The organism is Streptomyces sp. NPDC001401, assembly GCF_042895385.1.
Taxonomy (GTDB): Bacteria; Actinomycetota; Actinomycetes; order Streptomycetales; family Streptomycetaceae; genus Streptomyces.
In genome coordinates, this window is record NZ_JBIAWI010000016.1 from 55913 (window position 1) to 82344 (window position 26432).

31 protein-coding genes and 1 pseudogene are annotated in these 26432 nt (G+C 69.1%); 26 read left to right on the forward strand and 6 right to left on the reverse strand.

Features of this window, described 5'->3' with window-relative positions; genetic code table 11:
• Positions 1-21: 21 nt before the first annotated feature.
• The 4 genes from ACFY10_RS39355 to ACFY10_RS39370 all read left to right on the forward strand — a co-directional run bounded on the left by ACFY10_RS39355 (position 22) and on the right by ACFY10_RS39370 (position 1914).
• Complete coding sequence (locus ACFY10_RS39355; RefSeq protein WP_350310325.1) at positions 22-102, forward strand: putative leader peptide; 81 nt, start codon at positions 22-24, stop codon at positions 100-102.
• 134 nt (positions 103-236) lie between these two features.
• Positions 237-1076, forward strand: a complete 840-nt coding sequence (locus tag ACFY10_RS39360; protein ID WP_390670089.1) for a sulfurtransferase — start codon at positions 237-239, stop codon at positions 1074-1076.
• 74 nt (positions 1077-1150) lie between these two features.
• Entirely contained in the window at positions 1151-1438 is a 288-nt protein-coding gene (locus tag ACFY10_RS39365; RefSeq protein ID WP_003991226.1) for a DUF1416 domain-containing protein, read from the forward strand.
• A 212-nt stretch (positions 1439-1650) separates the two neighbouring features.
• The gene (locus ACFY10_RS39370; protein WP_115907338.1) at positions 1651-1914 is read left to right on the forward strand and encodes a DUF3099 domain-containing protein; all 264 of its coding nucleotides are present in this window, start codon (positions 1651-1653) and stop codon (positions 1912-1914) included.
• 28 nt (positions 1915-1942) lie between these two features.
• Here ACFY10_RS39370 and ACFY10_RS39375 read toward each other — a convergent pair whose 3' ends face one another.
• Positions 1943-2305, reverse strand: coding sequence for a DsrE family protein (locus tag ACFY10_RS39375; RefSeq protein WP_390670090.1), 363 nt, complete (start codon positions 2303-2305; stop codon positions 1943-1945).
• A gap of 165 nt (positions 2306-2470) precedes the next feature.
• Here ACFY10_RS39375 and ACFY10_RS39380 point away from each other — a divergent pair, with 165 nt between their 5' ends.
• The 6 genes from ACFY10_RS39380 (at position 2471) to ACFY10_RS39405 (ending at position 7237) form a co-directional block, all read left to right on the forward strand.
• Positions 2471-3184: a hypothetical protein gene (locus ACFY10_RS39380; protein WP_390670091.1), complete on the forward strand. Its 714-nt coding sequence runs from the start codon at positions 2471-2473 to the stop codon at positions 3182-3184.
• Complete coding sequence (locus ACFY10_RS39385) at positions 3181-4101, forward strand: hypothetical protein (protein ID WP_390670093.1); 921 nt, start codon at positions 3181-3183, stop codon at positions 4099-4101. The genes ACFY10_RS39380 and ACFY10_RS39385 overlap by 4 nt, the downstream gene beginning before the upstream one ends.
• On the forward strand, positions 4098-4985 hold the full coding sequence (locus ACFY10_RS39390) for a hypothetical protein (protein ID WP_390670094.1): 888 nt from the start codon (positions 4098-4100) through the stop codon (positions 4983-4985). The genes ACFY10_RS39385 and ACFY10_RS39390 overlap by 4 nt, the downstream gene beginning before the upstream one ends.
• 227 nt (positions 4986-5212) lie before the next feature.
• Positions 5213-5788: an FABP family protein gene (locus ACFY10_RS39395; RefSeq protein WP_390670095.1), complete on the forward strand. Its 576-nt coding sequence runs from the start codon at positions 5213-5215 to the stop codon at positions 5786-5788.
• Positions 5789-5823: 35 nt separating this feature from the next.
• Positions 5824-6261, forward strand: coding sequence for a Fur family transcriptional regulator (locus ACFY10_RS39400; RefSeq protein ID WP_390670096.1), 438 nt, complete (start codon positions 5824-5826; stop codon positions 6259-6261).
• A gap of 10 nt (positions 6262-6271) precedes the next feature.
• On the forward strand, positions 6272-7237 hold the full coding sequence (locus ACFY10_RS39405) for a YgfZ/GcvT domain-containing protein (RefSeq protein WP_390670097.1): 966 nt from the start codon (positions 6272-6274) through the stop codon (positions 7235-7237).
• Between the two features lie 21 nt (positions 7238-7258).
• Here the strand turns inward: ACFY10_RS39405 and dtd are convergent, their stop codons facing one another.
• Positions 7259-7684, reverse strand: coding sequence for a D-aminoacyl-tRNA deacylase (gene dtd, locus ACFY10_RS39410; protein WP_390670098.1), 426 nt, complete (start codon positions 7682-7684; stop codon positions 7259-7261).
• Positions 7685-7893: 209 nt separating this feature from the next.
• On the opposite strand from dtd, the gene ACFY10_RS39415 reads away from it, so the two are divergent.
• Positions 7894-8532 carry an aerial mycelium formation protein gene (locus ACFY10_RS39415; RefSeq protein WP_390670099.1) on the forward strand — a complete coding sequence of 213 codons (639 nt, stop codon included), beginning with the start codon at positions 7894-7896 and terminating at the stop codon, positions 8530-8532.
• A gap of 415 nt (positions 8533-8947) precedes the next feature.
• Positions 8948-10204, forward strand: coding sequence for a GNAT family N-acetyltransferase (locus tag ACFY10_RS39420; RefSeq protein ID WP_390670100.1), 1257 nt, complete (start codon positions 8948-8950; stop codon positions 10202-10204).
• Positions 10205-10488: 284 nt separating this feature from the next.
• On the opposite strand, the gene ACFY10_RS39425 is transcribed toward ACFY10_RS39420, so the two are convergent.
• Complete coding sequence (locus tag ACFY10_RS39425; RefSeq protein ID WP_390670101.1) at positions 10489-10674, reverse strand: hypothetical protein; 186 nt, start codon at positions 10672-10674, stop codon at positions 10489-10491.
• A 172-nt stretch (positions 10675-10846) separates the two neighbouring features.
• Between ACFY10_RS39425 and ACFY10_RS39430 the strand changes: the two genes are divergently transcribed.
• Positions 10847-11770 carry a winged helix-turn-helix domain-containing protein gene (locus ACFY10_RS39430; RefSeq protein WP_390670102.1) on the forward strand — a complete coding sequence of 308 codons (924 nt, stop codon included), beginning with the start codon at positions 10847-10849 and terminating at the stop codon, positions 11768-11770.
• Positions 11771-11824: 54 nt separating this feature from the next.
• Here the strand turns inward: ACFY10_RS39430 and ACFY10_RS39435 are convergent, their stop codons facing one another.
• Positions 11825-12013, reverse strand: coding sequence for a hypothetical protein (locus tag ACFY10_RS39435; protein WP_390670103.1), 189 nt, complete (start codon positions 12011-12013; stop codon positions 11825-11827).
• A gap of 184 nt (positions 12014-12197) precedes the next feature.
• On the opposite strand from ACFY10_RS39435, the gene ACFY10_RS39440 reads away from it, so the two are divergent.
• The gene (locus ACFY10_RS39440; protein WP_390670104.1) at positions 12198-13079 is read left to right on the forward strand and encodes a FadR/GntR family transcriptional regulator; all 882 of its coding nucleotides are present in this window, start codon (positions 12198-12200) and stop codon (positions 13077-13079) included.
• Between the two features lie 29 nt (positions 13080-13108).
• Entirely contained in the window at positions 13109-13816 is a 708-nt protein-coding gene (locus ACFY10_RS39445) for an HAD family hydrolase (RefSeq protein WP_390670105.1), read from the forward strand.
• Here the strand turns inward: ACFY10_RS39445 and ACFY10_RS39450 are convergent.
• A complete protein-coding gene (locus tag ACFY10_RS39450; RefSeq protein WP_390670106.1) occupies positions 13807-13989 on the reverse strand; it encodes a hypothetical protein in 183 nt (60 codons plus the stop codon). The two genes, ACFY10_RS39445 and ACFY10_RS39450, sit on opposite strands and share 10 nt — an antisense overlap.
• A gap of 174 nt (positions 13990-14163) precedes the next feature.
• Here ACFY10_RS39450 and ACFY10_RS39455 point away from each other — a divergent pair, with 174 nt between their 5' ends.
• The 5 genes from ACFY10_RS39455 (at position 14164) to ACFY10_RS39475 (ending at position 21187) form a co-directional block, all read left to right on the forward strand.
• The gene (locus ACFY10_RS39455; protein WP_390670107.1) at positions 14164-15042 is read left to right on the forward strand and encodes a GntR family transcriptional regulator; all 879 of its coding nucleotides are present in this window, start codon (positions 14164-14166) and stop codon (positions 15040-15042) included.
• A 266-nt stretch (positions 15043-15308) separates the two neighbouring features.
• Positions 15309-17498 (forward strand): aminoglycoside phosphotransferase family protein, encoded by a 2190-nt coding sequence (locus tag ACFY10_RS39460; protein WP_390670108.1) that lies wholly within the window; start codon positions 15309-15311, stop codon positions 17496-17498.
• A 22-nt stretch (positions 17499-17520) separates the two neighbouring features.
• Positions 17521-18423, forward strand: coding sequence for a hypothetical protein (locus tag ACFY10_RS39465; RefSeq protein WP_390670109.1), 903 nt, complete (start codon positions 17521-17523; stop codon positions 18421-18423).
• Positions 18424-18465: 42 nt separating this feature from the next.
• On the forward strand, positions 18466-19074 hold the full coding sequence (locus ACFY10_RS39470; RefSeq protein ID WP_390670110.1) for a TetR family transcriptional regulator: 609 nt from the start codon (positions 18466-18468) through the stop codon (positions 19072-19074).
• 52 nt (positions 19075-19126) lie between these two features.
• Positions 19127-21187, forward strand: coding sequence for a HelD family protein (locus tag ACFY10_RS39475; protein ID WP_390670111.1), 2061 nt, complete (start codon positions 19127-19129; stop codon positions 21185-21187).
• 35 nt (positions 21188-21222) lie between these two features.
• Here ACFY10_RS39475 and ACFY10_RS39480 read toward each other — a convergent pair whose 3' ends face one another.
• On the reverse strand, positions 21223-22065 hold the full coding sequence (locus tag ACFY10_RS39480) for a nitroreductase/quinone reductase family protein (RefSeq protein WP_390670112.1): 843 nt from the start codon (positions 22063-22065) through the stop codon (positions 21223-21225).
• Between the two features lie 186 nt (positions 22066-22251).
• Here ACFY10_RS39480 and ACFY10_RS39485 point away from each other — a divergent pair, with 186 nt between their 5' ends.
• The 6 genes and pseudogenes from ACFY10_RS39485 to ACFY10_RS39510 all read left to right on the forward strand — a co-directional run bounded on the left by ACFY10_RS39485 (position 22252) and on the right by ACFY10_RS39510 (position 26386).
• A complete protein-coding gene (locus ACFY10_RS39485) occupies positions 22252-22875 on the forward strand; it encodes an RraA family protein (protein WP_390670113.1) in 624 nt (207 codons plus the stop codon).
• The gene (locus ACFY10_RS39490; RefSeq protein ID WP_390670114.1) at positions 22875-23360 is read left to right on the forward strand and encodes an HAD domain-containing protein; all 486 of its coding nucleotides are present in this window, start codon (positions 22875-22877) and stop codon (positions 23358-23360) included. Before ACFY10_RS39485 ends, ACFY10_RS39490 begins: the two co-directional genes overlap by 1 nt.
• 52 nt (positions 23361-23412) lie before the next feature.
• Positions 23413-24024, forward strand: a pseudogene (locus ACFY10_RS39495) (carboxymuconolactone decarboxylase family protein).
• Positions 24021-24887, forward strand: a complete 867-nt coding sequence (locus ACFY10_RS39500) for an RNA polymerase sigma-70 factor (protein ID WP_390670115.1) — start codon at positions 24021-24023, stop codon at positions 24885-24887. Before ACFY10_RS39495 ends, ACFY10_RS39500 begins: the two are co-directional and overlap by 4 nt.
• A 107-nt stretch (positions 24888-24994) precedes the next feature.
• Positions 24995-25657, forward strand: coding sequence for a helix-turn-helix domain-containing protein (locus tag ACFY10_RS39505; protein ID WP_390670116.1), 663 nt, complete (start codon positions 24995-24997; stop codon positions 25655-25657).
• A gap of 84 nt (positions 25658-25741) precedes the next feature.
• Entirely contained in the window at positions 25742-26386 is a 645-nt protein-coding gene (locus ACFY10_RS39510) for a hypothetical protein (RefSeq protein WP_390670117.1), read from the forward strand.
• Positions 26387-26432 lie beyond the last annotated feature (46 nt).

The window sequence follows — 26432 nt, forward strand, 5'->3', positions numbered from 1 at the left end:
TCCGTCCCTACGATCGAGCCCATGAAGCGACAGGCGGATCTCACGAAGCGGCGGGCAGTAGACCTGTGCCGTGTCGCCGCCATGCTCTGTCGCACCTTCTGAGCGGACGGCGCAGACCTCCGCATCCCCACGCCCTGCTCAGGGCACCCGTGCGCGACCCCGGCTCCACCGCCGGAGGCAACCCGCACCCCTCGCACTCGCACGCCCCGCCGCAACTGCCCCGGAGGAGAAAGAGCATGAGCCGCAGCGACGTCCTCGTAGACGCCGACTGGGTCCAGGAAAACCTGGACAACCCCGCGATCGCGATCGTGGAGGTGGACGAGGACACGTCCGCCTACGAGAAGAACCACATCAAGAACGCGATCCGCATCGACTGGACCAAGGACCTGCAGGACCCGGTCCGCCGCGACTTCGTCGACCAGGAGGGCTTCGAGAAGCTCCTGTCGTCGAAGGGCATCGCCAACGACACGCTGGTGATCCTGTACGGCGGCAACAACAACTGGTTCGCGTCGTACGCCTACTGGTACTTCAAGCTGTACGGCCACGACAACGTCAAGCTCCTCGACGGCGGCCGCAAGAAGTGGGAGCTGGACGCCCGCGAGCTGGTCGAGGAGGTCCCGGAGCGCGCCGCGACCGAGTACAAGGCCAAGTCGCAGGACACCTCGATCCGTGCCTTCCGCGACGAGGTCGTGGCGGCCATCGGTTCGCAGAACCTGGTCGACGTCCGCTCGCCCGACGAGTTCTCGGGCAAGCTTCTCGCCCCCGCGCACCTGCCGCAGGAGCAGTCGCAGCGTCCGGGTCACGTCCCTTCCGCGCGCAACATCCCGTGGTCCAAGAACGCCAACGACGACGGCACCTTCAAGTCGGACGACGAGCTCAAGGAGCTCTACGCCGAGGAGAACGTCGACCTGGCCAAGGACACCATCGCCTACTGCCGCATCGGTGAGCGCTCGGCCCTGACCTGGTTCGTCCTGCACGAGCTGCTCGGTGTCGAGAACGTCAAGAACTACGACGGCTCGTGGACCGAGTACGGCAGCCTCGTCGGTGTCCCGATCGAGCTCGGCGCCAACAAGTAAGACCTCGTAGTCAGCGAACAAACCCGCAAATCCCGACCGGCCTTCCTCCGGTCAGACCCCTCTTGGAGAAAGACATGTGTGGAGCGAAGGCCGGCGGCCCCGACGCCTCGACGATCAAGCCCGGTGAGACCACCATCCAGGGCCAGGTGACGAAGGACGGCGAGCCCGTCGTCGGTTACGTCCGTCTCCTGGACTCGACCGGTGAGTTCACCGCGGAGGTCCCGACCTCCGCCACCGGACAGTTCCGCTTCTACGCCGCCGAGGGCACCTGGACCGTCCGCGCCCTCGTCCCCGGCGCCACCGCGGACCGCACGGTCGTCGCCCAGCAGGGTGGCCTCGCGGAGGTGGCGATCGCGGTCTGACGACCTGATCGACCAAGGGCCGCACCCTTCGGGGCGCGGCCCTTCGGCATGGCCCCTCCTTGATGCGCTTCTCGCACTGCTGCGCAGGCTTCGGAGCGCTGCGCCGGACTCCGTCCGTCGGCCTTCGGCGGTGGGCCTGTGTGTCGGCGACCGTTTCGGCCCCGGAGGCCCGGGGCGCGGCCCTTCGGCATGTACGGGCCTACTCTGGAAGCATGCTGGCACGTCGCCGTCACGTGTATTTCGCCATGATGGGCACCTGCATCACGCTGTTCGTCCTGGCCTGGGGAGTCGTACGCATCTGGTCGGTCCCGGTTGCGGTCGGGATGTGTGTGGTGGCGATGGTCATCCCCCCGGTCGCCGCGATGGTCGCCAACCGCCGGGGCCCGGACGACCGCTGGTGGGACGACCCGTCCGGCGATCCGAAGTCCGACGAGTGGTGGGACGAGCTGGACGGCAAGAAGCGCCCGAGGTCCTAGCGACTCGGCGTCTCTACGTTTCGGCGTCTCAGTAGACGAGCGCCTGCGTCTCGTCCTCCAGCGCCTCCTGCACGAAGACCTGCGCGCCCGCGATCCGTACGCCCTCGATGACGTCCTTCTGCGTGATGTCCCGGCGGGCCGCGCACTGCGTGCACAGGGTGACCCGGCCCGCCGCGAGGATCGCGTCGAGCAGGTCGGGCAGCGGGGCCGCGTGCGGCAGTTCGAACTCGGCGGCGCGTCCCGGCAGGGCGAACCATGCCGACTCGCCGGTCAGCCACAGGGAGACGTCGACGCCGCTGGCCACGGCCACTGCCGCCACCGTGAACGCCTGCGAGCACCGCTCGGGCGCATCGGCCCCCGCCGTCACCTTGATCACGAGCTTCTTCGCCATGGCCGAATCGTAATCAACGCCCGTACAACCAGGGGTGCCGGCCATGGGTCTCCTGTGAGCGCGCGTACGGAATGCGCGCTTCACGTTCTGTGGGGGGACGTCTTGGAAGTACCCGAAGAGGTGCCCGAAGCGCCGGTTGCGGAGCTTGCGGAGGTTGCGCCGGACATGTCTGTCGCGCCCCGGCGCCGCGGCCGCACCGCCCTGCTCATCGCCGCCGCCGCGGCCCTGGGCGTCGTCGCCGGCTCCTGCACCGGTTATCTCGTCCAGGCCGACCGAGAGCCGACGAAGCTGCCCTCGCTGTCCCAGACGGCGCTGTCCCAGTCGAAGGGCAAGGCTCCGGAGCCGCTGTCCGCCGCCCAGGACCGTCAGGTAAGGGTCGACGGCGACCTGCGCAAGCTGCTGCTGAAGAAGCCGAGCGGCGCGAAGGCGGCGGACTGGCTGGCCGACGACGGCTGGATGGGGCTGACCGAGTACGCCGACTCGTTCAAGAAGCCGGGCACCATGTTCAACAGCCTCATCGAGGACGAGTTCCGCCGCGCGGCCGTCACCGGCTGGGAGGCCGGCAACCAGACCGTGGAGATCCGGCTGATCCAGTACCGCCAGGAGGAGAACGTCGAGGCGGCCGACGCCAGCGACGACGGCCAGTACTGGGCCGACCGCGAGCCCCGCACCGACAGCTGGACCATCCCGGGTACCAGCAGCGGAACGGCCTATGTCCACAACCGTCCGGAGACCGAGGCCGGCTACGTGCCGCTGTACAGCGCGGAGGCGCACGCCTACCGCGGTGACGTCGCCCTGGAGGTCTGGATCTACGACACCAAGCCGATCCCCAAGTCGAAGATCATGGACCTGGCCGAGCGGCAGATGGAGCGGCTGTGACCGAGAACCTGAACGGGCCGACAGAGCCGACCGAGGCCGGCGGGCCGACCGAATCGGAGTCGGTTGCCCCTGCGCAGCCCGTTGCCCCTGCGCAGCCCGTTGCCCCCGTGCAGGCCGGCGTGACCGCTGCGCCCGACACGGCGGCACTGCCCACCCCGCCCGCAAAGAAGCGCCCCCGGCGTGGCCGTGTCGCCGCCGTCGCCGCATCCGCCCTGCTCGCCGTCGCCGTCGTGGCAGGCGTCGGATACACCGTCGTCACCGTGAACGGCGCCGACCGTGATGCGGGTGCCCCGGTCTGGAAGTTCCCCAAGGAGCGGGACGAGAAGGACAAGAAGGCGGACTCCGCGAAGGGGCTGTCCGGTGTGCTCGTGGCGTACAGCAACGGGTGGAAGCGTGGCCCGGATCTCGGGGAGTTCGCCTCCGACGCGCAGTTCGGCGCCGCCCAGGCCACCGCCCTGCGCAAGGAGTCGCTGCGCGATCTGCCGCGCAGCGAGCGCAGGCAGCTGGAGAAGCTGATCGACAAGCAGCACATCAAGGGCATGGCGATGCGCAGCTACGTCAGGGCGGCCGGCGCCGGGTTCTTCACGGACGAGGCCCTCGCCGTGCACGTCGTGCTGTCCCAGATGGAGAGCCGGTCCGTCGTCCGCAACCTCGCGACCTCGCAGAAGGAGTTCTTCGGCTCCCTGCACATCTTCCGCAAGGGCCCGGAGATCAAGGGCTACAAGGACGCCGCGTGCTTCCTGTCGCCCAAGGACAGCGACAACGAGGACCTGGACTCGATGTACTGCTCCGCCTACGCGGGAGACGTCCAGGTCACCGTCACCGCGGACGGCGTCGGGCCGATCGACGCCAAGGGAGTCGCGCAGCTCCTGAAGGATCAGCTCGACCGCATCGCCGAGCCGGGGGAGGCCGTATGACCGAGCAGACGCAGCAGCCGCAACAGGCGGAGCAGACCGGGCAGACCGAGCAGCAGGCTTTCGTGGCGCCGCCGCCCATGCCCGACGCACCGCCGCCCCTCCAGGCAGCGCCCCCGGTGAAGGACCGCCGGGTCCTGCGTGCCGTACTGCGCTGGACCGCCGCCGTCGTCGTGTTCGCGGCGGCCGGTGCGGGCACCGCGTACGGCATCGCGGCGATGGACCGGACGGACGTGCCGGGACTGGCGACGCAGTCGGACGGGCGCTGGGGCTACCCGACGCTCACCAAGCCGCCGCTGCCGTCCGGCAGCCCGGAGCCCTTCGCCGAGGCCAACGACGCCGGCGCCCACTACGCCGACCTGCGCGCACTCGTCCTGCCCGCACCCAAGGGTGCGGTCGAGGACAAGAAGCTGCGCGGGGACGACGGGTGGCTCGCGACGAAGGACTTCCTGGCCCAGTACGGGGACTCCTCCGAGCGCACCGGGTTGGGGAAGAAGCTCGTCGACCACGGTCTGCGGCACATCGCGGCCCGTGGCTTCACCACCGCGGACGGCACGCACACGCGTGTCTACCTGCTGCAGTTCGGCACCGCGGCCGTCGTGGACAAGATGTTCTCCGCCGACATCGCCAAGGTCGCAGAGCCGGGCTACCAGCTGCGCGGTGCCGGCGCGTCCGTCTTCGACGGCGACTTCCCGTCGGCCGCCAAGCCCGCGAACATCACGTACTCGGCGTACGTCGAGACGAAGCCGTACGGCGCCGAACAGACCCGGCAGGCCTACCTGTCCGCCGGTGACGTCCTCGCCCTGGTCGTGCAGGAGAGGAAGGGCGGGGCGAAGGCCGTGCCGTTCCAGCAGACGGTGACCCTGCAGGGGCAGCTGCTGGGCTGACCCCGCACGGGCGTACCTCACACGGAGGGCCGGGCCCCGGCCGCGTAAGCTTGGGCCCGGCCCTGTGTACGTACCCGCACCTGCGCTCAACAAGGAGCACGTCGTGGAGATCTTCTTCGAAACCCTGCTGGTCCTGGTCTGCGTCGGCGTCCTCGCCTTCGCCGGGCTGACCGTGAAGAAGCTGTACCAGGGCCAGCGCTGACCCCCATCAAGGAACTGCCGACCCCATGATCGAGATCCCGTCCGACCTCCACAAGGACCTCGTCCCCCTCGCCTTCCTGCTCGGCAGCTGGGCGGGCGCGGGCGTGCACGACTTCCCCGGTGCCGAGAAGTGCAACTTCGGGCAGGAGGTCACTTTCAGCCATGACGGCCGGGACTTCCTGGAGTACCAGTCCCGCACCTGGGTGCTGGACAACGACGGCAACAAGGTCCGCCCGCTGGAGACCGAGCACGGCTTCTGGCGCATCGACGCCGACCGCAGGGTCGAGGTGACGATGGTCCGCGACGACGGCGTCGTCGAGATCTGGTACGGCGAGATGGCGAAGCAGAAGCCGCAGATCGACCTGGTCACGGACGCGGTCGCCCGCACGGCCGCCTCCGGCCCGTACAGCGGCGGCAAGCGCCTCTACGGCTACGTCAAGAGCGACCTCATGTGGGTCGGCGAGAAGCAGACCCCCGAGGTCGAGCTGCGCCCCTACATGTCGGCGCACCTGAAGAAGGTCGTCACCCCGGAGGACGTCGAGCGCTGGGCCAAGGCCCTGCCGGACGACATGCCGGACGACGGCATTGCATTTTTCAAGTAGTTCTGACAAGTACAAGTAGTTCTAGACTCTTCGGTGTGGTGAGCACCGACTGGAAGAGCGACCTCAGGCAGCGCGGCTACCGGCTGACGCCGCAGCGGCAACTCGTGCTCGAAGCCGTGGACGCCCTGGAGCATGCGACCCCCGACGACATCCTCACGGAAGTGAAGAAGACGGCGTCGGGGGTCAACATTTCCACGGTCTACCGGACGCTGGAACTGCTGGAGGAGCTGGGACTGGTCAGCCATGCCCACCTCGGGCACGGCGCGCCGACGTACCATCTCGCGGACCGCCACCACCACATCCACCTGGTCTGCCGGGACTGCCAGAACGTGATCGAGGCCGATGTGTCGGTGGCCGCCGAGTTCACCGCGAAGCTGCGGCGGGAGTTCGGCTTCGAGACGGACATGAAGCACTTCGCGATCTTCGGCAGATGCCGGGACTGCACTCTGAAGACTTCAACTACCGAGTCGTAGGCTTGTGCCCATGAAGAGCCCCCTCCTGTCCCTGCCCGGCGCCGTCCCCGCCGAGGGCGTGGACGAAGGCGTCGCCGCCCACTACGGCGAACTGTTCCGTGAACAGCGCGCCCTCGCCGACGGCACCGGCTTCGTCGACCTCTCGCACCGCGGGGTCGTCACCGTCACCGGCGAGGACCGCCTGAGCTGGCTGCACCTGCTGCTCAGCCAGCATGTCAGCGACCTCCCGGCCGGCCAGGCCACCGAGGCGCTGATCCTCTCCGCGCACGGCCACATCGAGCACGCGCTCTATCTGGTCGACGACGGCGAGACGGTGTGGGCCCATGTCGAGCCGGGGACCCAGGACGCGCTGATCGCGTACCTGGAGTCGATGAAGTTCTTCTACAAGGTCGAAGTCGCCGACCGCACGGCCGAGTTCGCGGTCGTCCACCTGCCGGCCGGTTCGATCGCCGAGGTGCCGGAAGACGTCGTGGTACGCGAGACGCCGTACGGCCGCGACCTGTTCCTCCCGCGCTCGGACCTCGAGTCGTACGCGGAGAAGGCCGGCCCTCCGGCCGGAATCCTGGCCTACGAGGCCCTCCGCGTCGAACACCACCGCCCGCGCCTGGGCTTCGAGACCGACCACCGCACCATCCCGCACGAGCTGGGCTGGATCAGCACGGCGGTGCATCTGCAGAAGGGCTGCTACCGGGGCCAGGAGACGGTGGCGCGGGTGCAGAACCTGGGGAAGCCGCCCCGCCGCCTGGTGTTCCTGCATCTGGACGGCAGCGAAGTGCATCTCCCCACCCCCGGCACGGAGATCCGCCTCGCCGAAGAGGACCCCGACGGCCGCAAGATCGGCTTCATCACGACATCCGTACGCCACCACGAGCTGGGCCCGGTCGCACTGGCCCTGGTGAAGCGGAACGTGCCGGTGGACGCGCGGCTGGTGGCGGGGGACACGGCGGCGGCGCAGGAGACTGTCGTGGAACCGTAGGTCTCTGCCGAGGCTGCGGGGCTAGATCTCCACGAGCACGGTGAACGGCCCGTCGTTCGTCAGCGAGACGCGCATCCGGGCGCCGAAACGCCCCGTCTCCACCGTCGCGCCGAGGCTCCGCAGCTGGGCGACGACCTCGTCGACGAGGGGCTCGGCGACATCGCCGGGGGCGGCGGCGTTCCAGGTGGGCCGGCGCCCCTTGCGTGCATCCCCGTACAGGGTGAACTGGCTGATGACCAGCAGCGGCGCATCGACATCACTGCAGGACTTCTCGTCCTGCAGCATGCGGATCGACCAGAGTTTGCGGGCGAGTTGGGCCGCCTTCTCCTTCGTGTCCTCGTGCGTCACCCCGACGAGGACGCACAGCCCCTCGCCGATGATCTCCCCGACGGTCTCGCCGTCGACGACGACGCTCGCGCCGTCCACTCTCTGCACCACTGCACGCATGAAGCCATCATGCCGTGCGCCCGGAAACAGGCAGCAGGAGGCCTCAAAAGGTGCCTGAGGTGCCCGAGGTGCCCGAGGGGAGTCTGAGGGGGACTTCTTTTTGATCCTTAACCCCCCATCTGGGGCCGATCGGGGGCACTCGGTCACATAGCGGCCACTTGGGGTGGCACGATGCTTCCACACGCCGGTCGAGGGGACGGTTGAGGCACATGAGCACACCGAGTACTGGGCAGCCTCCGGGGGTTGTCTCGCTGATCCGTACGGGAGAACGGGCGCGCCTGCGGCCGCCCGTGCAGCGCACGGACAGCCCAGACAGCCCGGACAGCGGGGACAGCCCCGGTGGCCCGCAACTGCCCGCCGGTCCGCCCGAGCACGACCTGGCGGTGCTGAGCCTGGCCGAACTGCGCACCCTGCGCCGGGACACCCAGCGCGAGGAGGCCGACCTCAGCTATGTACGGCGGCTGCTGCAGGGCCGTATCGACATCCTGCGCGCGGAGCTGGCACGGCGGTCGCCGACGGGCGCCGGCTCCGTGGTCGAGCGGCTCTCCGAGATCCTCACGGACGCCCCGGCCCGCCACCGCTCCTCCGCCCGCCACGTGACGCTGGGCACGCCGTACAACGAGGAGTACGGCCGACTGGCCGCGGACATGCTCGCCGAGGTCGAACTCTCCGACCTGGCCGCCCGCACCGACCTGGAACTCAACACCGCGATGGGCCGACTCGTCCGCTACGAGCAGCAGGTCTCCCTCAGACGCCAGCGCCTGCAACGCACCACGGACAACTGCAGCGGCGAGATCGCCCGCCGCTACCGCGAGGGCGAGGCACAGGTCGACGACCTGCTGACGTGAGGGCTGGGACACAACCTCCGGACGCCGCTCGGTGCCGTGCCGGTCCTCCACCCACGCGCGGGCCGGTGGGGGCTGGTCGCGCAGTTCCCCGCGCCCCTTACGGGGCGCGGTACCGCACCGGACTCCGCAAAGGCCGCCCAGGCGTCGGCCATGGTCCCTCAGCCCGTCCGGCGTTCGAGGCCGACGTCGCCTTTCCGATTCCCGCCCACCCGAGGGGCGTGCTCTCGGGGCGCCGGTTCGTGTCTTTCAGCCCGTCCGGCGTTTGAGGACGAGGCCGTTCAGGCCGATCGGGGTCCGGGGCGGAGCCCCGGTGGGGTCGAAGGGGCGGGAGCCCCTGGGGATGGGACGGGTAGGGGCGGCGGGGGCGAGGAAAATCCGCGCGACACCCTCCCCACGCTGCACCTACCGTGATCCCATGACCCTGGCGCGCTCCGACATCGACATCCGCCCGATCACCGAGGCCGAGTACCCCGAATGGCTTCGTGCCGTGAAGGTCGGTTTCGTGCAGCAGCCGGTGATCTCGGAAGCCGAGATCGAAGCCCGCCGCCCCCAGTTCGAGCCGAACCGCCACCTCGGCGCCTTCGACGGAACCCGCTGCGTGGCGACGTTCCGCTCCTTCCCCCAGGAGGTCACCGCAGTCGGTGGCACCTTCGTCGCCGCCAACGCCGTCTCCGCCGTCACGGTAACCGCCACCCACCGCCGCCGCGGCCTGCTCACCCGCATGATGACCCGGGACCTCGCGACCGCCAAGGAGCGCGGCGACACCGTGGCCACCCTGATCGCCGCCGAGTACCCGATCTACGGCCGCTACGGCTTCGGCCCCGCCACCTCGGCCGCCGAGTGGACCGTGGACGTCCCGCGCACAGGCCTCGACCCCCGCTGGTCCGGCCCGGACGACGGCGGCCGTATCGACATCGTGGACGCCGAGGACGTACGCAAACTCGGCCCCGAACTCCACGACCGTGTCCGCCGCGCCAACCCCGGCGCCGTCAGCCGCGACAACCGCTGGTGGCAGATCCACACAGGCCTCGTACGGGTCGACCCGAAGTGGACCGAGCCGTTCTTCGCCCTGTACCGCGCGGCGGACGGCGAGGTCGAGGGCCTGGTCGCGTACGAGGTCGACGACAAGTGGGGCGACGCCAAGCAGCCGCTGGACACGGCCACCGTGCGGGGCCTGATCGCGGCGACCCCGGCCGCCGAGCGCGCCCTGTGGAGCTACCTGTGCTCCATCGACTGGGTCACCCAGGTCAAGACCGGCGTGCGGGCCCCCGACGACCTGCTCCCCCTCCTCCTCCCCGACCCGAGGGCCGCCCGCATCACCACCGCCGCGGACTGGCTGTGGGTGCGGATCCTGGATGTCGTACGGGCGCTGGAGTCGCGGACGTACGAGGGCACGGGCTCCCTGGTGCTGGAGGTCGTCGACCGCGCCGGCCTGGCGGGCGGCCGCTACCGGCTGGAGGCGTCGCCGCAGGGAGCGTCCTGCAGGCCGACCACACAGAGCGCCGAACTCACCCTGGACACGGCGGAGTTGGCACGCCTGTGGCTGGGCGACGAGTCGGTCGTACGGCTGGCGGCGCTGGGCCGGGTGCGGGAAGAACGAGCGGGCGCCGCCCGAGTGGCCGACGCCCTGCTGCGTACGTCCAGGCGGCCTTGGTGCCCGGACATGTTCTGAACCCCCTTCCTTCCGACGACGACTGATGGCTCATCCGTAGCTGTGCTCTTCAGTTGTGGCCGTGCTTTTCACTGATCGTGCTCTTCAGTTGTGGCTGTGCTGATGCAGCTGTTCAGTTGTGACGGTGCCGGTGAAGCTGTTCAGTTGTGGCTGTGCTGGTCGGGCTGTTCAGTTGTGGCTGTGCTTGGTGCAGACTGACCGGGCTCCCGGCTCCCCTCCGGAAGGGAGCCCGGCCAGCCGGATCCTGGGGCCGGCCGAACCCGTCGGGCTCGGCCGGACTGGGCTCAGCCGGACTGGGCGAGCAGCATCACGAGGATGACCGCTCCGATGCCGCTGATCGTGGTGTTCCTGGCCTTGATGCCGATGGACAGTACGGCGAAGGCGATGATGCCCATCGGCCCGTACTTCCACTGGACGAGGTTTTCGAATCCGACGGCGAGGGCGGCGACGGCGAGGGCGATGAGCGGCATGACGGTCCCTCCTTCGGGACGGGGAGGCGGACCCCTGGCTGCGGCCAACCCTCCTGAAGTTTGACCATGTTGCTGAAGTTGGCGACCAACTTCTCTGTACTTATCTCCGCTTGGAAGCGGCTTATAACCACCTTCCCGGGAACTGCCCAAAGATGGCGGGAAGTTGTAGTGTTTGGTCGTGGACCCGAAACACGCCTCCGTCAATGGGCGGAAGAGGTCACAGCGGCCACAGGCGTCACAGACGTCGCATCGAGATGTGGCAGACGAGCTGCGCTCCCGCATCAGGTCGGGCGAGCTCCAAGCGGGTCAACGCATGCCCACGCAGGCGAAACTGGCCGACGAGTTCGGCGTCGAACGCGGCGCGGTACGCCAGGCCCTGCGCATCCTGCAGTCGGAGCACCTGCTGACCAACGTGTCGAAGGGCGCTCCCGCGACCGTAGCCCCCGACCTGGGCCTGACCAAGGCCCTGACCGGCCCCGGAGCCCCACCGCTGCCGACCATGGTGGCCCTGGCTCCGCGCATAGCGGACGCCTTCGCCGCCCATCACGTGGAGATAGACGCCCTCTGCCTGACCGCCATCTCGCTGACCCTCGCCATCGGCGAACCGCTGCGCCGGATCCACGCGGGACAGCTGAAACCGGCCAAGCTGGACGTCCGCGTGCTGCTGCCCAGCCGCGACATCGACCTGGCCTTCCCGGCACCCGTGGACCCAACCGCCGACGACCGGCTGCAGCGCCGCTGGCTGGCCAATCGCAACGCCCAGGGCCAGGTGCTCCAGCACAACCTGCTGGCCCTGCGCGCCACGCACGGCATCGATGTCAACATCACCTTCCGCGCCCTGCCCTTCACTCCGCCCGTGAAGCTGTACCTGCTCAACGGCGCGGAGGCGCTCTTCGCGTACTACACGCTCACGCGGCGCGAGGAGGAGATCGACCACGAACACCTGGAGATGTACGACGCCGAGGGCACCCAGTCGATGCTGTTCGCCTTCGAACAGGGCCCGGGCCTGCGCGACACCACCTTCGTCGAGCAGTCGCATCTGTGGTTCAACGCACTGTGGGAGACGATCAGTTCGGAGCTGGTGCTCACGAGCTGACGTCTCCCACAGTGGCCGAGGCGGCCGCTGACCAGGCCGCAGGAAGCCTTCCGCTCATAGAGCGGGCCCCGCGACCAGCAGGGCGAGCAGGACGGCCCCGATGGAGCTGACGGCCGGGTTCTTCGCCTTGATGCCTATGGTGAGCAGCAGCAGGCCGATGATGCCGGTGGCGCCGTACTTCCACTGGACGGTCTGCTCGATGCCGACGACGAAGACGGCGGAGAGGAGGGCGAGGACGGGCATGGTGGTTCCCCCTTCAGGCTTCGCGGGCGGGACGGTGCGTGGGGGGTGAGGCGGATCCGAGGAAGCAAAACTTCCGCCAACTGGACCAAGTTGGCAACCAACTTCAACTAAGTTATCCCCACTTGGTACCTAGTCATAAACAAGTCACAAACAACTCCCGGTAGATGGATCCGAGTTGTAGCGTTTGGTCGTGACCCAGGAGAACGTGGCAGTGAACGGCAGCAGAAGGCTCTCGCCCCAGGAGATCGCCGACATCCTGCGGGAACGGATCAACAACGGCGACCTCAAGGCCGGAGACCGCCTGCCCACCCAGGCCGAACTGGCGGACGAGTTCGGTGTGGAGCGCGGCGCCGTCCGCCAGGCCCTGCGCGCCCTCCAGGAAGACGGGTTGCTCAGCAATGTGAGCAAGGGAAGCCCACCGCGGATCGCCGAGCCGCCGGCCCCCGCTCGGGGCGAGCCGCAGCCGACGATGGTGGGGCTGGCGCCGCGGCTGACGGAGGCGTTCTCGGCGAAGCGAGTGTGCGTCGACGTGGTGTGCCATACGTCCGAGACACTGCTGCTGGCCCTCAGCGAGCCGGTTCGCATGATCCACGAAGGCCGCATACGGCCCGAGTCGATCACCTTCCGCATCCTGCTGCCGAGCCGCGAGATCAACCTCGCCTTTCCCGTGCTGGTCGAGGGCAGCGACGACGACGACATGGTCCACCAGCGATGGCTGTCGATGCGCGACGCGCAGGCGCGGGTGCTCCGCCACAATCTGCAGGCCATGGTGTCCACTCACGGCATCGACGTACAGGTCACCTTCCGCGCTCTCCCCTTCACCCCTCCGGTGAAGCTGTACATGCTCAACGGGGAGGAGGCCCTGATCGGCTACTACATCCCCACCAAGCGGGCGGAGGAGTGGCAGAGCCAGACCCTGGAGATGTACGACGCCCTCGGCTCCGCGTCCGTCCTCTTCTCCTTCGTCAAAAGGGCCGGCCACCGGGACGCCGCCTTCGTGGAGGAATCCCAGAAGTGGTTCGACGCCCTCTGGGAAACCATCACGACGGACCTGACACTCTCCTAGTGACTTCAGATACGGCGCAGACTGAACCGATGGCGGCACAGACCGAGCGACTGCAGGAGCTGATCGGGCACGCCCGCGTCGTGCTCTGGGACTTCGACGGACCGATCTGCCGGCTGTTCGCCGGGCACTCGGCGGAGCGGGTGGCTGCCGACCTGGTGGACTGGCTCAAAGGGCGAGGGCTGCACGATCTCCTCACGGAGGACGAGCGGGACACCGAGGACCCCCATGCGGTGCTGCGCGCGGTCGACCACCGGCACCCTGCCAGCGACCTGGTGCTGGAAGTGGAGGAACGTCTCACCCAGGAAGAACTGCGGGCGGTCCCCAAGGCCCAGCCGACCCCGTACGCCGACCCGCTGATCCGCACCTGGAAGGCGGTCGGCGCACGGTTGGCGATAGCCACGAACAACTCCCCGAAGGTGGTCCACGCCTACCTGACCAGCCGTGGCCTGCTCGACTGCTTCCTGCCGCACATCTACGGCCGCACCCACGACCTCCAGTACCTCAAGCCCCACCCCCACTATCTCAACCGCGCCCTGACAGCCATGGGCGTAGCCCCCACCGGCGCCCTGTTCATCGGCGACACCCCCACCGACTGCGAGGCGGCCCGCGAGGCGGGCGTTCCCTTCCTCGGCTACGCGCGTAACGAAGCCAAGGAGAAACAGTTGCGCGACGCGGGCGCCACGACCGTTGTGGCGTCGCTCGAGTTGCTCCTGAAGCTGCTCAGAGATCAGGCGTGAGTCATCAGCAGCGTGAACATGACGGCGGCCGTCACCGCGAGCCCGGTGCGTCGCGCCCGGACAGCCGCGCCGATCACCAACAGGAGCAGCACGCCGACCACACCCAAGCGCGACTGCGCTCGCATGCCCAGGACCAGTTGGGCGAGTCCCCAGCACACCTGGAACAGGAACATTCCCCCCACCTCCCATCCACTTTCGGTCGACCTATCAACTAGCCGCCCAATTGGACTGGATGGCCTGAGATTGGTCTGCCCCTCCTCTCTGATCCCTTAACCAGCCGTACCAATCTGGCTGTTCGGTTGACTGGAAGTGGTGTGTAAGTGGACTGGGAGCGGTAGGTTCCAGGTGTGGACGGTCAGCAGAGCACAGACGGCGGCGGCAGGGAGTTCCAGCGGGTGTCCGACGAGCTGCGGGCCCGTATGACCGACGGTACGTACGCGCGAGGTTCCTTCCTTCCCTCGCAGCGTGATCTCGCCGAGGAGTTCGGCGTCTCCCGGGACACGGTCCAGCGGGCGCTGCGGGAGTTGGTCAGTGAGGGCTGGATCGAGTCGCGGCAGGGCAGTGGATCGCGCGTCATCAAGACGCAGCGCATACAGTCGTCGACACCCAAGGCCAGCAGGACGCCGCGCGGTATGACCCTGGGACCGCTCATCAGCGAGGCGTTCGAGCAGCCCGAAGTCACCCTGGACGTCTACACGTTGACGTCCGAGTCGCTGGACGCGCACATCCGCCTTCAGGCGGAGCGCATTCACGGCCGTTTGATCACGCCGGAGCGGATCGCTCTGCGCATGCTGCTGCCCGACAAGTCGCTGCCCCTTCCCTATCCGCGGGTCAGTGACGACAAGGACGACCCCCGCCTGGGGCAGCGGCTGCACGCCATCACGCAGCGGCACACGGACTCACTGCGCGGGCTGCTGAAGGACCTGAAGACGGAGAAGTTGGTCGACGATGTCGATGTGCAGATCCGCCACGTACCGCTCATCCCGGCTTTCAAGCTCTATCTGCTCAATGGTGTCGAAGTCCTGCACGGCATGTACGAAGTGATCGAGCGTCAGATGGAGCTGGATTCCGGCGAAGTCGTCTCGGCTCTCGATGTCCTGGGGCTGGGTACCGTGCTGACCCATCACGTGAAGGACGCCGATCCCGACTCGCCCGGCTCGGTGTTCGTGGACAGCATGCAGGCCTGGTTCGACTCGGTGTGGGATCGGCTTGCCGTGCCCGAGTGATGGTCACGCAGCGTGACGAGATGCTCGGGTCGCCGATATTTCGCTGACACGGCAATGCGCTAGCATGCCCGCCATCTCCGGTGAACAACAGCTCCGGCTCATGCGTACGAGATGGCAAAAATTACGCCAGTCTCGAGCGGCCAGGTGCAGAAGAGTGGCAAACCACCCGTTGTGACCGCTCGACTGTGATTCTGGCCGTTTCGTGTATCACTCTGCGGTTAGCGCAGCTGTTTTGCCACCTGTCGAGCCAATGCCCCGGAGGGTCAGTGGGTGCACAGCCTGTCCCTGTCGTCACTGCCGGGACGCACGTCAACGGGGGGCGGTCCGCTGACATCTACCAGGCGTTCGTGGCGAGTGCGGGGACGTCAGGACGGGCGAGCAATGGCTTTCATAACCAGAACTACGTGTTGCCGTTGACCGCGCCCGTTGCTCGGTTGCTGAATCGTGATCTCTGGACTTCTGTCACCGTGCGTATTCGGCGTGCCGAGGCGCTTCCCGTAGTGATCAGAACCTGGGAGAACGAGGCGGAGATCCTCCGGGCCATTAGGGGTGTCCTGCCCAATGTGCCGGAATGTCTGTTCCAGGGGGACGGATTCGCCATTCACAGTTACGTGGAAGGCGTACCCCTTTCGAGTGTCTGCGGGAACGGGAAGCCCGTCGACACCCTTCTGATGAAGGCGTTGGCAGGCCTGCTCGCGAGGATGACACAGGTGCGCCTGGCGGACCTGCCGCCACTGCCGTCGATCTGGCCCAACGACCACACGGACAGCCAGGGCTTCCTGCAGACGCTTGCGAAGCTGGCCAACTCTCAGATCAGGGAGCCCAACTGGCCTGGTTTCGGAGCCCTGTTCGCGGCGCTCGGCATCCCGGAGGACGCCCTGAGCCGACTGGCCGAGCGGGTACCGGCCATGGCGGCGCGTCCCTACAGCCTGCTCCACGCGGACCTGCACCGCGACAACCTGATCATGTCGTACGCCGGCGGCTCGCCTCTCATCTGCGTGGACTGGGAGTTGGCCACCTACGGCGATCCCCTGCACGATCTCGCGACGCACCTGGTCCGGATGCAGTACCCGGCCCACCAGTGGGACGAGGTCGTGCATGCGTGGGCGGACGCCATGGAGCAGGTCCGCCCCGTCGCCGTGAACGGTGCGATGAAGGACCTGCGTCACTACGTCGCCTTCGAGCGCGCGCAGTCCGTCTATCCCGACGTGATGCGCGCGGCACAGACCCTGCAGGGCCCGATCGACCAGAAGGGCCTGGACGCCGCGACGCAGGCGGTGCGGCGCGCCCTGGAGGCCGCGGCGGAGCCACTGCGACTGGCGAAGGTGCCGAGCGAGCGCGCGATCGAGCAGATCCTCTTCCGGTGGCGGGCCCCCCGCCCCGGCGGTGGCCTGGGTCTGTACGCCATGGGCGCCAACTGGCACCGTGACGAGCGGGTTCTTGAGCGACCCGACTTCCCCGAGCAGGCCGTGAGTGACGCGCTTCGGGCGGAGGTCGCGGCGTCCGGCAGCAGGGTGTTCAAGGGGACCGCGCACGTCAACACGGTGGTGAGCGTGCCGAATGTAGACTCCTGCGTCCTCGTGAGACGTGTCGTGACCGGTGTGCGTCGGCGTGAGCGGGGCTTTCTCAGTGAGCACGCGGTACTGGGTGCCATCGAGAAGTCGGGTGTCGAGGTGGCGGCCCCCAAGATCCTGGCGCTGGGCTGGAGCCATGACGGGGCCCGCTTCGCCATCCACACCTACGCCGGGCCCGGTCATGCCTACAGGCCGCCCGACCACCCGGTGTACGGTCTGCTGCCGCGTGAGGCGGACAGGCTTGTCGATCAGCTCTGTGCGCTGACGAAGGTCGACTACCTTCAGGTCGACCCGCTCGCGGGCCAGGGGCGGTTCTACAGCTGGCTGAGCGATCAGCTGGTGTCCCTGGTACGGGAGTTGCCGAAGGAATCGCAGCAGCTGGCCCGTGTTCTCGGGCTGCCCAGTGCCGACCTGCTGGCGCAGATCCTGGCGCGCCACACGGTCAGCCATCGGGCACCTGCCCTGTTGCATGGCGACCTGAACCCTTGGAACCTCGTCCGCCGTGACGATGACCTGGCGCTGACGATCATCGACTGGGAGATGGCGATGGTCGGCGATCCCCTCTACGACCTCGTCCGGCACATGCACCTCACTCCGACCCGGCCGGAGATCCGTGACCGGATGTTCCGCCGCTGGCAGCGGCGGCTGCCTTCCGAGTACACCGTCGACTGGGCGAAGGACTGGCATGTCTATCGCTGGATCGAGATTGTGCGGTCCGCGTATGTGGACCTCGACCGCCTGGTGACCGGAGCGAGCCTGGACGCCCCCAACGTCCGGCGGGCCGTGGACTCGTACGCGATAACCCTCGCGGCAGCCACCGGATCGCTGGGCCTGCCGGTCCGCAAGGCCGCGAACCCCTATCTTGCCCGCGCCCTTGCATGAGGGGACCATGCATGAGGGGACCATGACATCCCCGAAGGGGGGAGTCGTGCCGGAACGGGGGACGGAACCGGACGCGGGGCTGGGGCGGCGGCTCAGGCGTCAACAGGAGCGCTGGGAACCCGTGGTGACCCGGGTCCTGTTGCTCGGAATCTTCGCCACCGGGCTGATCGGGCAGTTCGTCAAGCCGGTCGGCGATGCGCTGGAAGGGAAGGTGTACCTCGTCGGCGCGCTGCTGAGCCTGGTCGGGTACGTGCTGTACGACCAGGTGAAGGAACTGAGATCGTCCGTCAGGGCTCCGGCTCGCGCTCTCGTGAACTCCACTGAGCTCGGCAGCTTCGTCAGTGAGGCCTTCCACGCCCGGAAGGTCGAGATCAGCTTTCTCGGCTATACGGGCGAGACCCTGTACAACGCCCTCTACCACCGCCTTGAGGATCTCTTCGACAACCAGGGCGCCACCCGGAGGGTCTCGATCCGCATGATGGTGCCGGACTTCGGGCTGCCGATGCTCGTGCCCTCCAAGGTCGACGCCGAAGGGAAGCCCGAGGACGAGGAAACCTTCCGCAGGCGGGTCGAGCAGCGGTGCAGCGAGTACGACGACATGCTCTCCGATCTGGCGGAGCGGCTCACCGGAACCGGCCGGATGGTCGTCGAGTGCGAGTACCGTCTCTACCCCGGCATTCCGCGTGACAAGATCTGCATCTTCAACCGCAAGCAGGTTCTCCACGGCCTGTACGACCTGTCCGCGCGGATGCACTACATGGGCAACGAGTACTTCGATCCCAAGGGCTACAGGACCGACCTCAACGTGTGGTCCCCGGAAGGTGCTGCTGCCGCCGAAGAGGCCGTTGCTACCTGGAACAAGCACTTCGACGACCTGTGGGCGCTCGCGCCGGTGCCGCAGTGGCGGCGGCATACGGCACCGTGATCGACCGCCTCCGCGTCGGCGCGCAGTGCGTACGCTCAGGGCATGACTGAGATCGGCCTGCGTGAGCGCAAGAAGCAGAAGATGTACGAGCGCGTGTCCGAGGTCGCCATCCGGCTGTTCATGGAGAAGGGGTTCGACGCCGTCTCGGTCGCCGAGGTCGCTGCCGCGGCGGATATCTCCAAGCCGACTCTCTTCCGCTACTTTCCGGCCAAGGAGGACCTCGTCCTGTACCGGATCGCCGATCACGAGGACGAGGCTGCACGCGTCGTGGCCGGTCAGGCCGCGCCGCTCGATGCCCTGCGGCGCACCTTCCTCGGCGGCCTCGAGCGGTGCGATCCGGTCACCGGGCTCAACGACCATCCCGAGGTCATGGCCTTTCACCGCCTGCTGTACGGATCCCCTGCCCTGGTCGCTCGCGCCCACACCCACCTCGAGCGCTCCGAGCTCGCGCTCGCCGAAGCCCTCGGCGGCGATCTGGAGGCCCGGCTGGCGGCTGGGCAGATCATCGCCGTACAGCGGATCCTCGCGCTGGAGAACTGGCGGCGGATCGCGGCAGGGGAGCGGGTCGCGGACGTGAAGCCCGATGCCGTGGCCGCTGCCGAGCGAGCGTTTGCGCAGCTCGCGGCGGGACTGCCCCAGCTGACACAGTAGAGACAAGGTAAAAAATTTAACTCGGTTACATCATTTCGGTATGCTCGCCGGTATGACGTCATCCGACCCTGCCCTCCAGGACGCCCTCCACCACGAACGCACCCACCACGACCGCTGCCGCACCGTCCTCGCCGCCATGGTCGACGGCGCCCAGGAACACGTCGTCACCGGCGAGGACGTCTCCGCCTCCGGTGCCGACGCCGAAGTGCTCGGGTACCGGCTGCGCAGCCGGGCCAAGCAGATGCGCGAACTGCCCGAAGGGCCGCTGTTCTTCGGGCGGTTGGACTTCGCGGAGGGCCTCGGTGGCCACGCGGGGCAGGGCCCGCGGCCGGAGGCCGCTGATCAAGCACTGCACCTCGGGCGGCTCCGGATCAGCGAGCACCCCGCCGCCCCGCCCCTCGTGGTCGACTGGCGCGCCCCCGTCTCCCGCGCCTTCTACCAGGCGAGCGCCGGCGATCCGCAGGGTGTCGCCGTGCGGCGGCGGTTCGGGTGGGCGCCGGGCAGTCTCGGCGACTCCGCCGACCTCACCGGGCTCGAGGACGAGTATCTCGGCCGGGGAGAGTCGCAGGTCAGCGATATCGTCGCGCGTGAGATCGAGCGGCCCCGGGTCGGGCCGATGCGGGACATCGCGGCGACCATCCAGCCCGAGCAGGACGATCTCGTACGAGGGGACCTCGGCGTTTCCCTGTGCGTGCAGGGCGCTCCCGGCACCGGCAAGACCGCCGTCGGGCTGCACCGGGCCGCCTACCTCCTCTACACCCACCCGCAGCGCATCAAGCGCGGCGGTCTGCTCATCCTCGGACCCAACCGGACCTTCCTCTCCTACATCTCCCAGGTGCTTCCGGCCCTCGGCGAGACCGGTGTACGGCAGTCGACCCTGCAGGAGGAGATCGCCGCGTACCCGGTCAGGGGCATCGACAGCGAGCGGGCCGCCCTCGTCAAGCACGACGCCCGGATGGCGGAGGTGCTGCGCCGGGCGCTGTATGCGCATGTGAGCAGCGACGGGGTCGACTCCCTTTCCTTGGACGACGGTTCGTACCGGTGGCGGGTCGGGGCCGGCGAGCTGGTGCGGATCGTCGAGGGCGTACGGCGTGAGGAGCCGCCGTACGGGATCGGGCGCGAGCGGGTGCGGATGCGGGTCGTGCGGTGCATTCAGGCGCAGGCCGAGCGGAGAGCCGGGCCGCAGTCGAACGCCTGGGTGCAGAAGATCTCGCGGGCGCGGGCGGTCGAGGCGTACGTCGACACCGTGTGGCCGCGGGTGCGGCCGGAGGAGGTCGTCGCTCAACTCCTCACCGAAGACCGGGTGTTGGCGACGGCCGCCGACGGGCTGCTGGACGCGGACGAGCAGCGGGCGCTGCTCTGGGCCAAGCCGCCGCGGTCGTGGAAGTCGGCCCGCTGGTCGGCGGCCGATCTCGTCCTCCTCGACGAGGTCTCCGGGCTGGTCGAGCATCCCGAGGGGTACGGCCATGTCGTCGTCGACGAGGCGCAGGACCTCTCCCCGATGGAGTGCCGGGCCATCGCGCGGCGCGCGTCCTTCGGGTCCCTCACCGTCCTCGGCGACCTGGCGCAGGGGACCACGCCCTGGGCGGCGCGGTCCTGGGACACGGTCCTGCGGCACCTGGGGAAGCCGGACGCGGCCGTGGTGCCGCTGACGACCGGGTTCCGGGTGCCCCGGGCCGTCGTCACACTCGCCAACCGGCTGCTGGAGCGACTGGACGTCGACGTGCCGGCGGGCCGATCCCTGCGCAGGGACGGCGAGTTGAGGGTGCGGGAGGCGGGGGCCGATCTGCCGGGTGCGGTCGTGGACGCCGTACGCGATGCGCTCGGTCATGAGGGGTCGGTCGGGGTGGTCGCCGCCGACGCCGACGTGGAGCGGGTGCGGGAGGCGCTCGGCGCGGCCGGGATCCCGACCGCCGGACCGGACGCGCTGGGCGCTCGCGTGACCGTCGTAGCGGCGACTCTCGTCAAGGGGCTCGAGTACGACCACGTCGTCGCCGTCGAGCCCGCGACGATCGCGGAGGCGGAGGCACGCGGGCTGCACCGGCTGTACGTCGTGCTGACCCGGGCGGTGTCGCGGCTGGAGGTGGTGCACGGGCGGCCGCTGCCGTTCTAGCGTTCTGCACGGGAACGGCAGCGGCCGCCCGTCGGTCAGGCGCCGGCGTCGAGGAGCGGGATCAACTCCTCTTCCTCGTACGTCAGATGGGCCTCGAGGTCGAACGTCAGCCGCTCGACCTCGGCGCGGGCGGCGGCCGGGTCCGAGGCCTCGGCGGTCACGGCCCGGCGCAGATCCGCCACCACGGCCGCGATCTGCTCGTGCTCCTCGCGCAGGCGCCGCAGCGCCGGGGCGGCCCGCGGGTGGCGGTCGGCGAGGAACGGGAACATCATCGTGTCCTCGCCGGTGTGGTGGTTGTGCAGGCCCTGGCAGAAGGTCAGGCAGTTGACGCGCAGCTGGGCGCCGAGGGTTCCGTTTCCGGCCGCCATCTCCTTGCGGATCAGGGCGAGTTCACGGCGGAAGGCGTCGTGGACCACCTTGATCGCCTCGCCCGGCGAGGAGGCGTTGATCTTCCCCGGGCCGCCGTTCGTGATCGCGTGCAGGGCGACCACCGGGATGATCCGTTCGGTCTTCTCCTGGTACGCCGCCCAGCCCGCGTCGGCCTCCACCGCCCGCGCCCAGGCACGGTCCCGCTCCTCGCCCGCCAGCACGACGGCCCGCGCCTCGTAGGTGAACGCGCCGCTCTCGACGGTGACTTGGGGGTCGGCGAGCAGGTTGCGGTACCAGTCCGGGTGTTTGGGCGAGCCGGCCGCCGAGGCGATGACCAGGACGCGGCCGTCGTCGTCGGGGAGGTATCCGACGGGGGTGGTGTGCGGGGTGCCGGTGCGGGCGCCCGTGGTGGTCAGGAGCAGCAGCCGGGCGTCTTCGAAGTAGCCGGTCAGACGGCCCCTGTTGGCCCGGAACTCGTCGATGACCGGTTGATTGAAATCGTTGGGCATTCTCTTCTTTTTCTTCTTTCTCTGTCGCTGGTTTCCGTCGATGTCGATCTCGATCTCGATGGGGAAGGCGCAGAGAAAGAGGCGGGCTCCTGGCCCGCCGGGGCCTCACTCAGAGGCCGGGCACCCAACTCGCTCACGGCACAAGGCCGACCCGGCAGTCATGTTCCGGACGATAACGTCCGACGTATGACTGACGCCACCGACTTCCGGACCATCCCCACGACCACCCTCGCGGACCTGCTGGGCCGCGGACAGGTCATGGACATCGGGATCCGCCCCCTGTGGGGGCCGCACGGGCGGGTGGCCGGACCGGCCTTCACCGTCAGCTGCCCTCCCGGCGACAACCTGATGCTGCACGCGGCCATCCACCGCGCCGAGCCCGGATCGGTCGTCGTCGTGGAGTCCGGAGACCTGGACTGGGCGCTCGCGGGCGGCAACGTCTGCGCCGTCGCCCAGCGGCGGGGCGTCACGGCCTTCGTACTGGACGGGCTGATCCGCGATCTCGCCGAGGTGCGGGAGGCACGGTTCCCGGTGTTCGCCCGGGGCGTCATCCCGATCCCGGGCGCCAAGTCGGTCGTACGACCGCTGGGCGAGCCGGTGACGTGCGGCGGCGTACGGGTCGAGGCCGGCGACATCGTCGTGGCCGACGAGGAGGGCGTCGTCGCCGTACCCGCCGCCCGCCGCGACGAGGTGCTCACGGCAGCACGGGCCAAGCTCGCGAAGGAGGCCGACGAGTCGCTGGACGCCTGGGAGACGGCACACCGGGCGCGCATCGACAAGATCCTGGCGGAGCAGGGGTTCGAAGGCTGATGCTGCTCTTCCTCGACATCGACGGAACGCTGATCCCGTTCGGCTCGGCGCACCCGTACCCGTCGTACGAGCCGCGCTTCGCGCTGCCGCAGGCGGCGGCCGCAGCCCAGCCGCTGCTGAACCGCATCGATCCCGCGCTCGGCGCACGGCTCGTGGCGCTGGACTGCGAGCTGGTGTGGGCGACGACCTGGATGGACGACGACGCGAACGTGTGCGTCGCGCCCTGGCTCGGCCTGCCTGCGCTGCCGTCGGTGGACTGGCCGGACGAGGACGAGCCGCCGACTCCTCTGCACTGGAAGACCCGGCCCCTCGTGGCCTGGGCGGACGGCCGCCCCTTCGTCTGGGTCGACGACGAGATCACCGCCGCCGACCGCACCTGGGTCGCCGCACACCATCCGGCGCCCGCCCTGCTGCACCGGGTCGATCACCGGTACGGGCTCACCGACGCGGACTTCGCCGTACTGGAGGAGTGGCTGTCACATTGACGGGACCGGCGGTGTCTTCATGGCAAACACGCCAACGTACTGGGAGAACACCATGGCGCTCCGCGTTCCGAAGGCCGAGCTCACCCCCGAGCTCACCGAGAGCATGATCGAGCAGTTCGGTGCCGTGCCCGAACCCCTGGCGGCGACCTGGCACAACCCCGAGGTCGCCGAGGCAGGCCAGGAGATGGGGGGCAGGGTGAACGCGTGGGATGCGGCCGACGCGAGCCTGAAGTCGTTCGCGCACATGGCCGTGGCGGCGCAGGTCGGCTGCAGTTGGTGCCTCGACATCGGCTACTTCCAGGCGCAGAACAAGAATCTGGACCTGAACAAGGCGAGCCAGGTGCCGCGCTGGCGCGAGTCGGAGGTGTTCACACCGCTGGAGCGTGACGTGATGGAGTACGCCGAGGCCATGACGAACACGCCGCCGACCGTCACCGACGAGTTGTCCGCGTCTCTGCTGGACCGGCTCGGCACGGCGGCGCTGGTCGAGCTCACCGGATTCTCCCCCACTGCCTGAAGGGCGTGGGAGGTACCCCCAGCCTTCGCCAACTACGCGACCAGGAACAACACGGCACTCGGGGTCACCTCGCAGGGCTTCTCCGCCGCCTGCGAGATTCCGCTGGCCGCGCGTCCCGGCACGCCCGGAGAAGTGACCACGGCATGACCGAGGATCCCTTCGTCGCCCATCGCCGTCTGCTGTTCACGGTCGCCTACGAGATGCTCGGGTCGGCGGCCGACGCGGAGGACGTGCTGCAGGAGTCCTGGCTGCGGTGGGCCGACGTCGACCACGCGCAGGTGCGCGACCCTAGGGCCTACCTCGTCCGGACCGTGACCCGACAGGCGCTCAACCGCCTGCGGACGCTGTCACGCAGCCGCGAGGAGTACGTCGGCGAGTGGCTCCCCGAGCCGCTGCTGACCAGCCCGGACGTCGCCGAGGACGTCGAACTCGCGGAGAGCGTCTCGATCGCGATGCTGACCGTCCTCGAAACGCTCGGGCCGACGGAGCGGGCGGTGTTCGTGCTGCGCGAGGTCTTCGAGATGCCGTACGGCGAGATCGCCGGGGCGACGGGCAAGTCCGCGGCCGCGGTACGGCAGATCGCACGGCGGGCCCGCGAGCACGTGGCGGCCAGGCGGCCGCGGGTGCAGGTGAGCCGGTCGGAGCAGCAGGCCGTGGTGGAACGCTTCCTGGCGGCCTTGCGGACCGGGCAGCTGCAGGAGCTCCTGGAGATCATGGCGCCGGACGTGGTCATGATCACCGATGGCGGCGGGGTGGTGGCCGCAGCTCTGGCTCCGATCCACGGGGCCGACGTGGTGGCCAAGCTGCTCGCGGGCGCGAAGCGGAAGGTGGCCGCACTCAGGACGACGACCGTATGGCTCAACGGCGCGCCTGCCGGCCGTATCGACTTCGACGGCGAACCGTCCACGGTGAGCCTCACGGTGGAGAACGGCCGCGTCACCCGGATCTACGTGGTGAGAAATCCGCGCAAGCTGACCCGGCTGGACGCACCGGCCGAACTCGCCAGGTAGGCCCGCTGCCGGTCCGCAGCCGTCCCGCTGCACCCGCCCGAGTGGTGTGGCGCACTATTGCAAGCGTCTGCTTGCAATAGTTAGCGAGGATGGTGCAAGGTGGAGGCATGGCATCGCTCAACGTCGGCAATCTCGGCGAGTACCTGCGTGAACAGCGGCGCACCGCGCAGCTGTCGCTCAGGCAGCTCGCCGACGCCGCCGGGGTGTCCAATCCGTATCTGAGCCAGATCGAGCGCGGGCTGCGCAAGCCGAGCGCGGAGGTGTTGCAGCAGGTCGCCAAGGCGCTGCGGATCTCCGCCGAGACGCTGTACGTGCGCGCCGGCATCCTCGACGCCGAGCGGGACCGGGACGAGGTGGAGACGCGCGCCGTCATCCTCGCCGATCCCACGCTGAACGAGCGGCAGAAGCAGGTGCTGCTCCAGATCTACGAGTCCTTCCGCAAGGAGAACGGGTTCGGGATCGCCGGCACGGCGGACGAGACGACCGAGGAGGCCCCGGAGGCCAGCGCGGTGGTCCTGACCGCCGCGCCCGGCCCGGGTACACCTCAGGCCCAGGACGTCCCGGATGTCCAGGACGTCGAGGAGGACGACACCGCGATACGCCGCACCCGCAAGGGCGACGGCGAGCAGACCGGCGAGCGCCGCACCCGCAAGACCCGCACGGCCGGCGGACGCAGGTCCGCCACGCGCCGCCCCCGCACGTCCGGCGGCAACGAGGCCGCACCGCAGGACCCGAACAACCCGAACGACCCGCAGCAGACGGCCGGCTGACATGAGCAGCACGTGCACAAGCCCGGCCTACTGACCGCGGTACCCAAAACCCTCAGCTGCAAGCGACCCGGGAGGACCATCACCATGGCCATCACCGACGACCTCCGCAAGACCCTCAGCGACCCGACGCCGCTCTACTTCGCCGCAGGCACCGCCGACCTGGCTCTTCAGCAGGCCAAGAAGGTGCCCGGCATCGTGGAGCAGCTGCGCGCCGAGGCCCCGGCCCGTTTCGAGGCCGTCCGCAGCACCGACCCGAAGGCCGTCCAGGAGAAGGCCCAGGCACGCGCCAAGGAGGCCGGGGCCAAGGTCAAGGAGACCCAGGAGTCCCTCCAGGCCAAGGTCACCGAGTTCCTGGCGACCGTCGACGGTGACATCAAGAAGCTCGGCGCCACCATCGATGCCGACCTGAAGAAGTTCGGCGAGTCCGCCCAGGACTTCGCGCTGCGCGGTGTCGGCGTCGCCGCCGAGTACGCCGTCAAGGCTCGCGAGACCTACGAGAAGGTCGCCGAGCACGGCGAGCAGGCCGTGAAGACCTGGCGCGGCGAGGCGGCCGACGAGATCGAGGAGCTGGCCGCCACCGTCGAGCCGAAGCCCGAGCCGGTCGAGGTCAAGGAAGAGGCCGCCAAGCCGGCCGAGGCCACGGCCGCCCCCGCGAAGAAGCCCGCCGCCAAGAAGGCGCCGGCCCGCAAGACCACCACCGCCAAGAAGACGACGCCGCCCGCGAAGTAACACGGACGGGTGATCGGTAACGGGTCGGGCACTCCTGGAGCGCCCG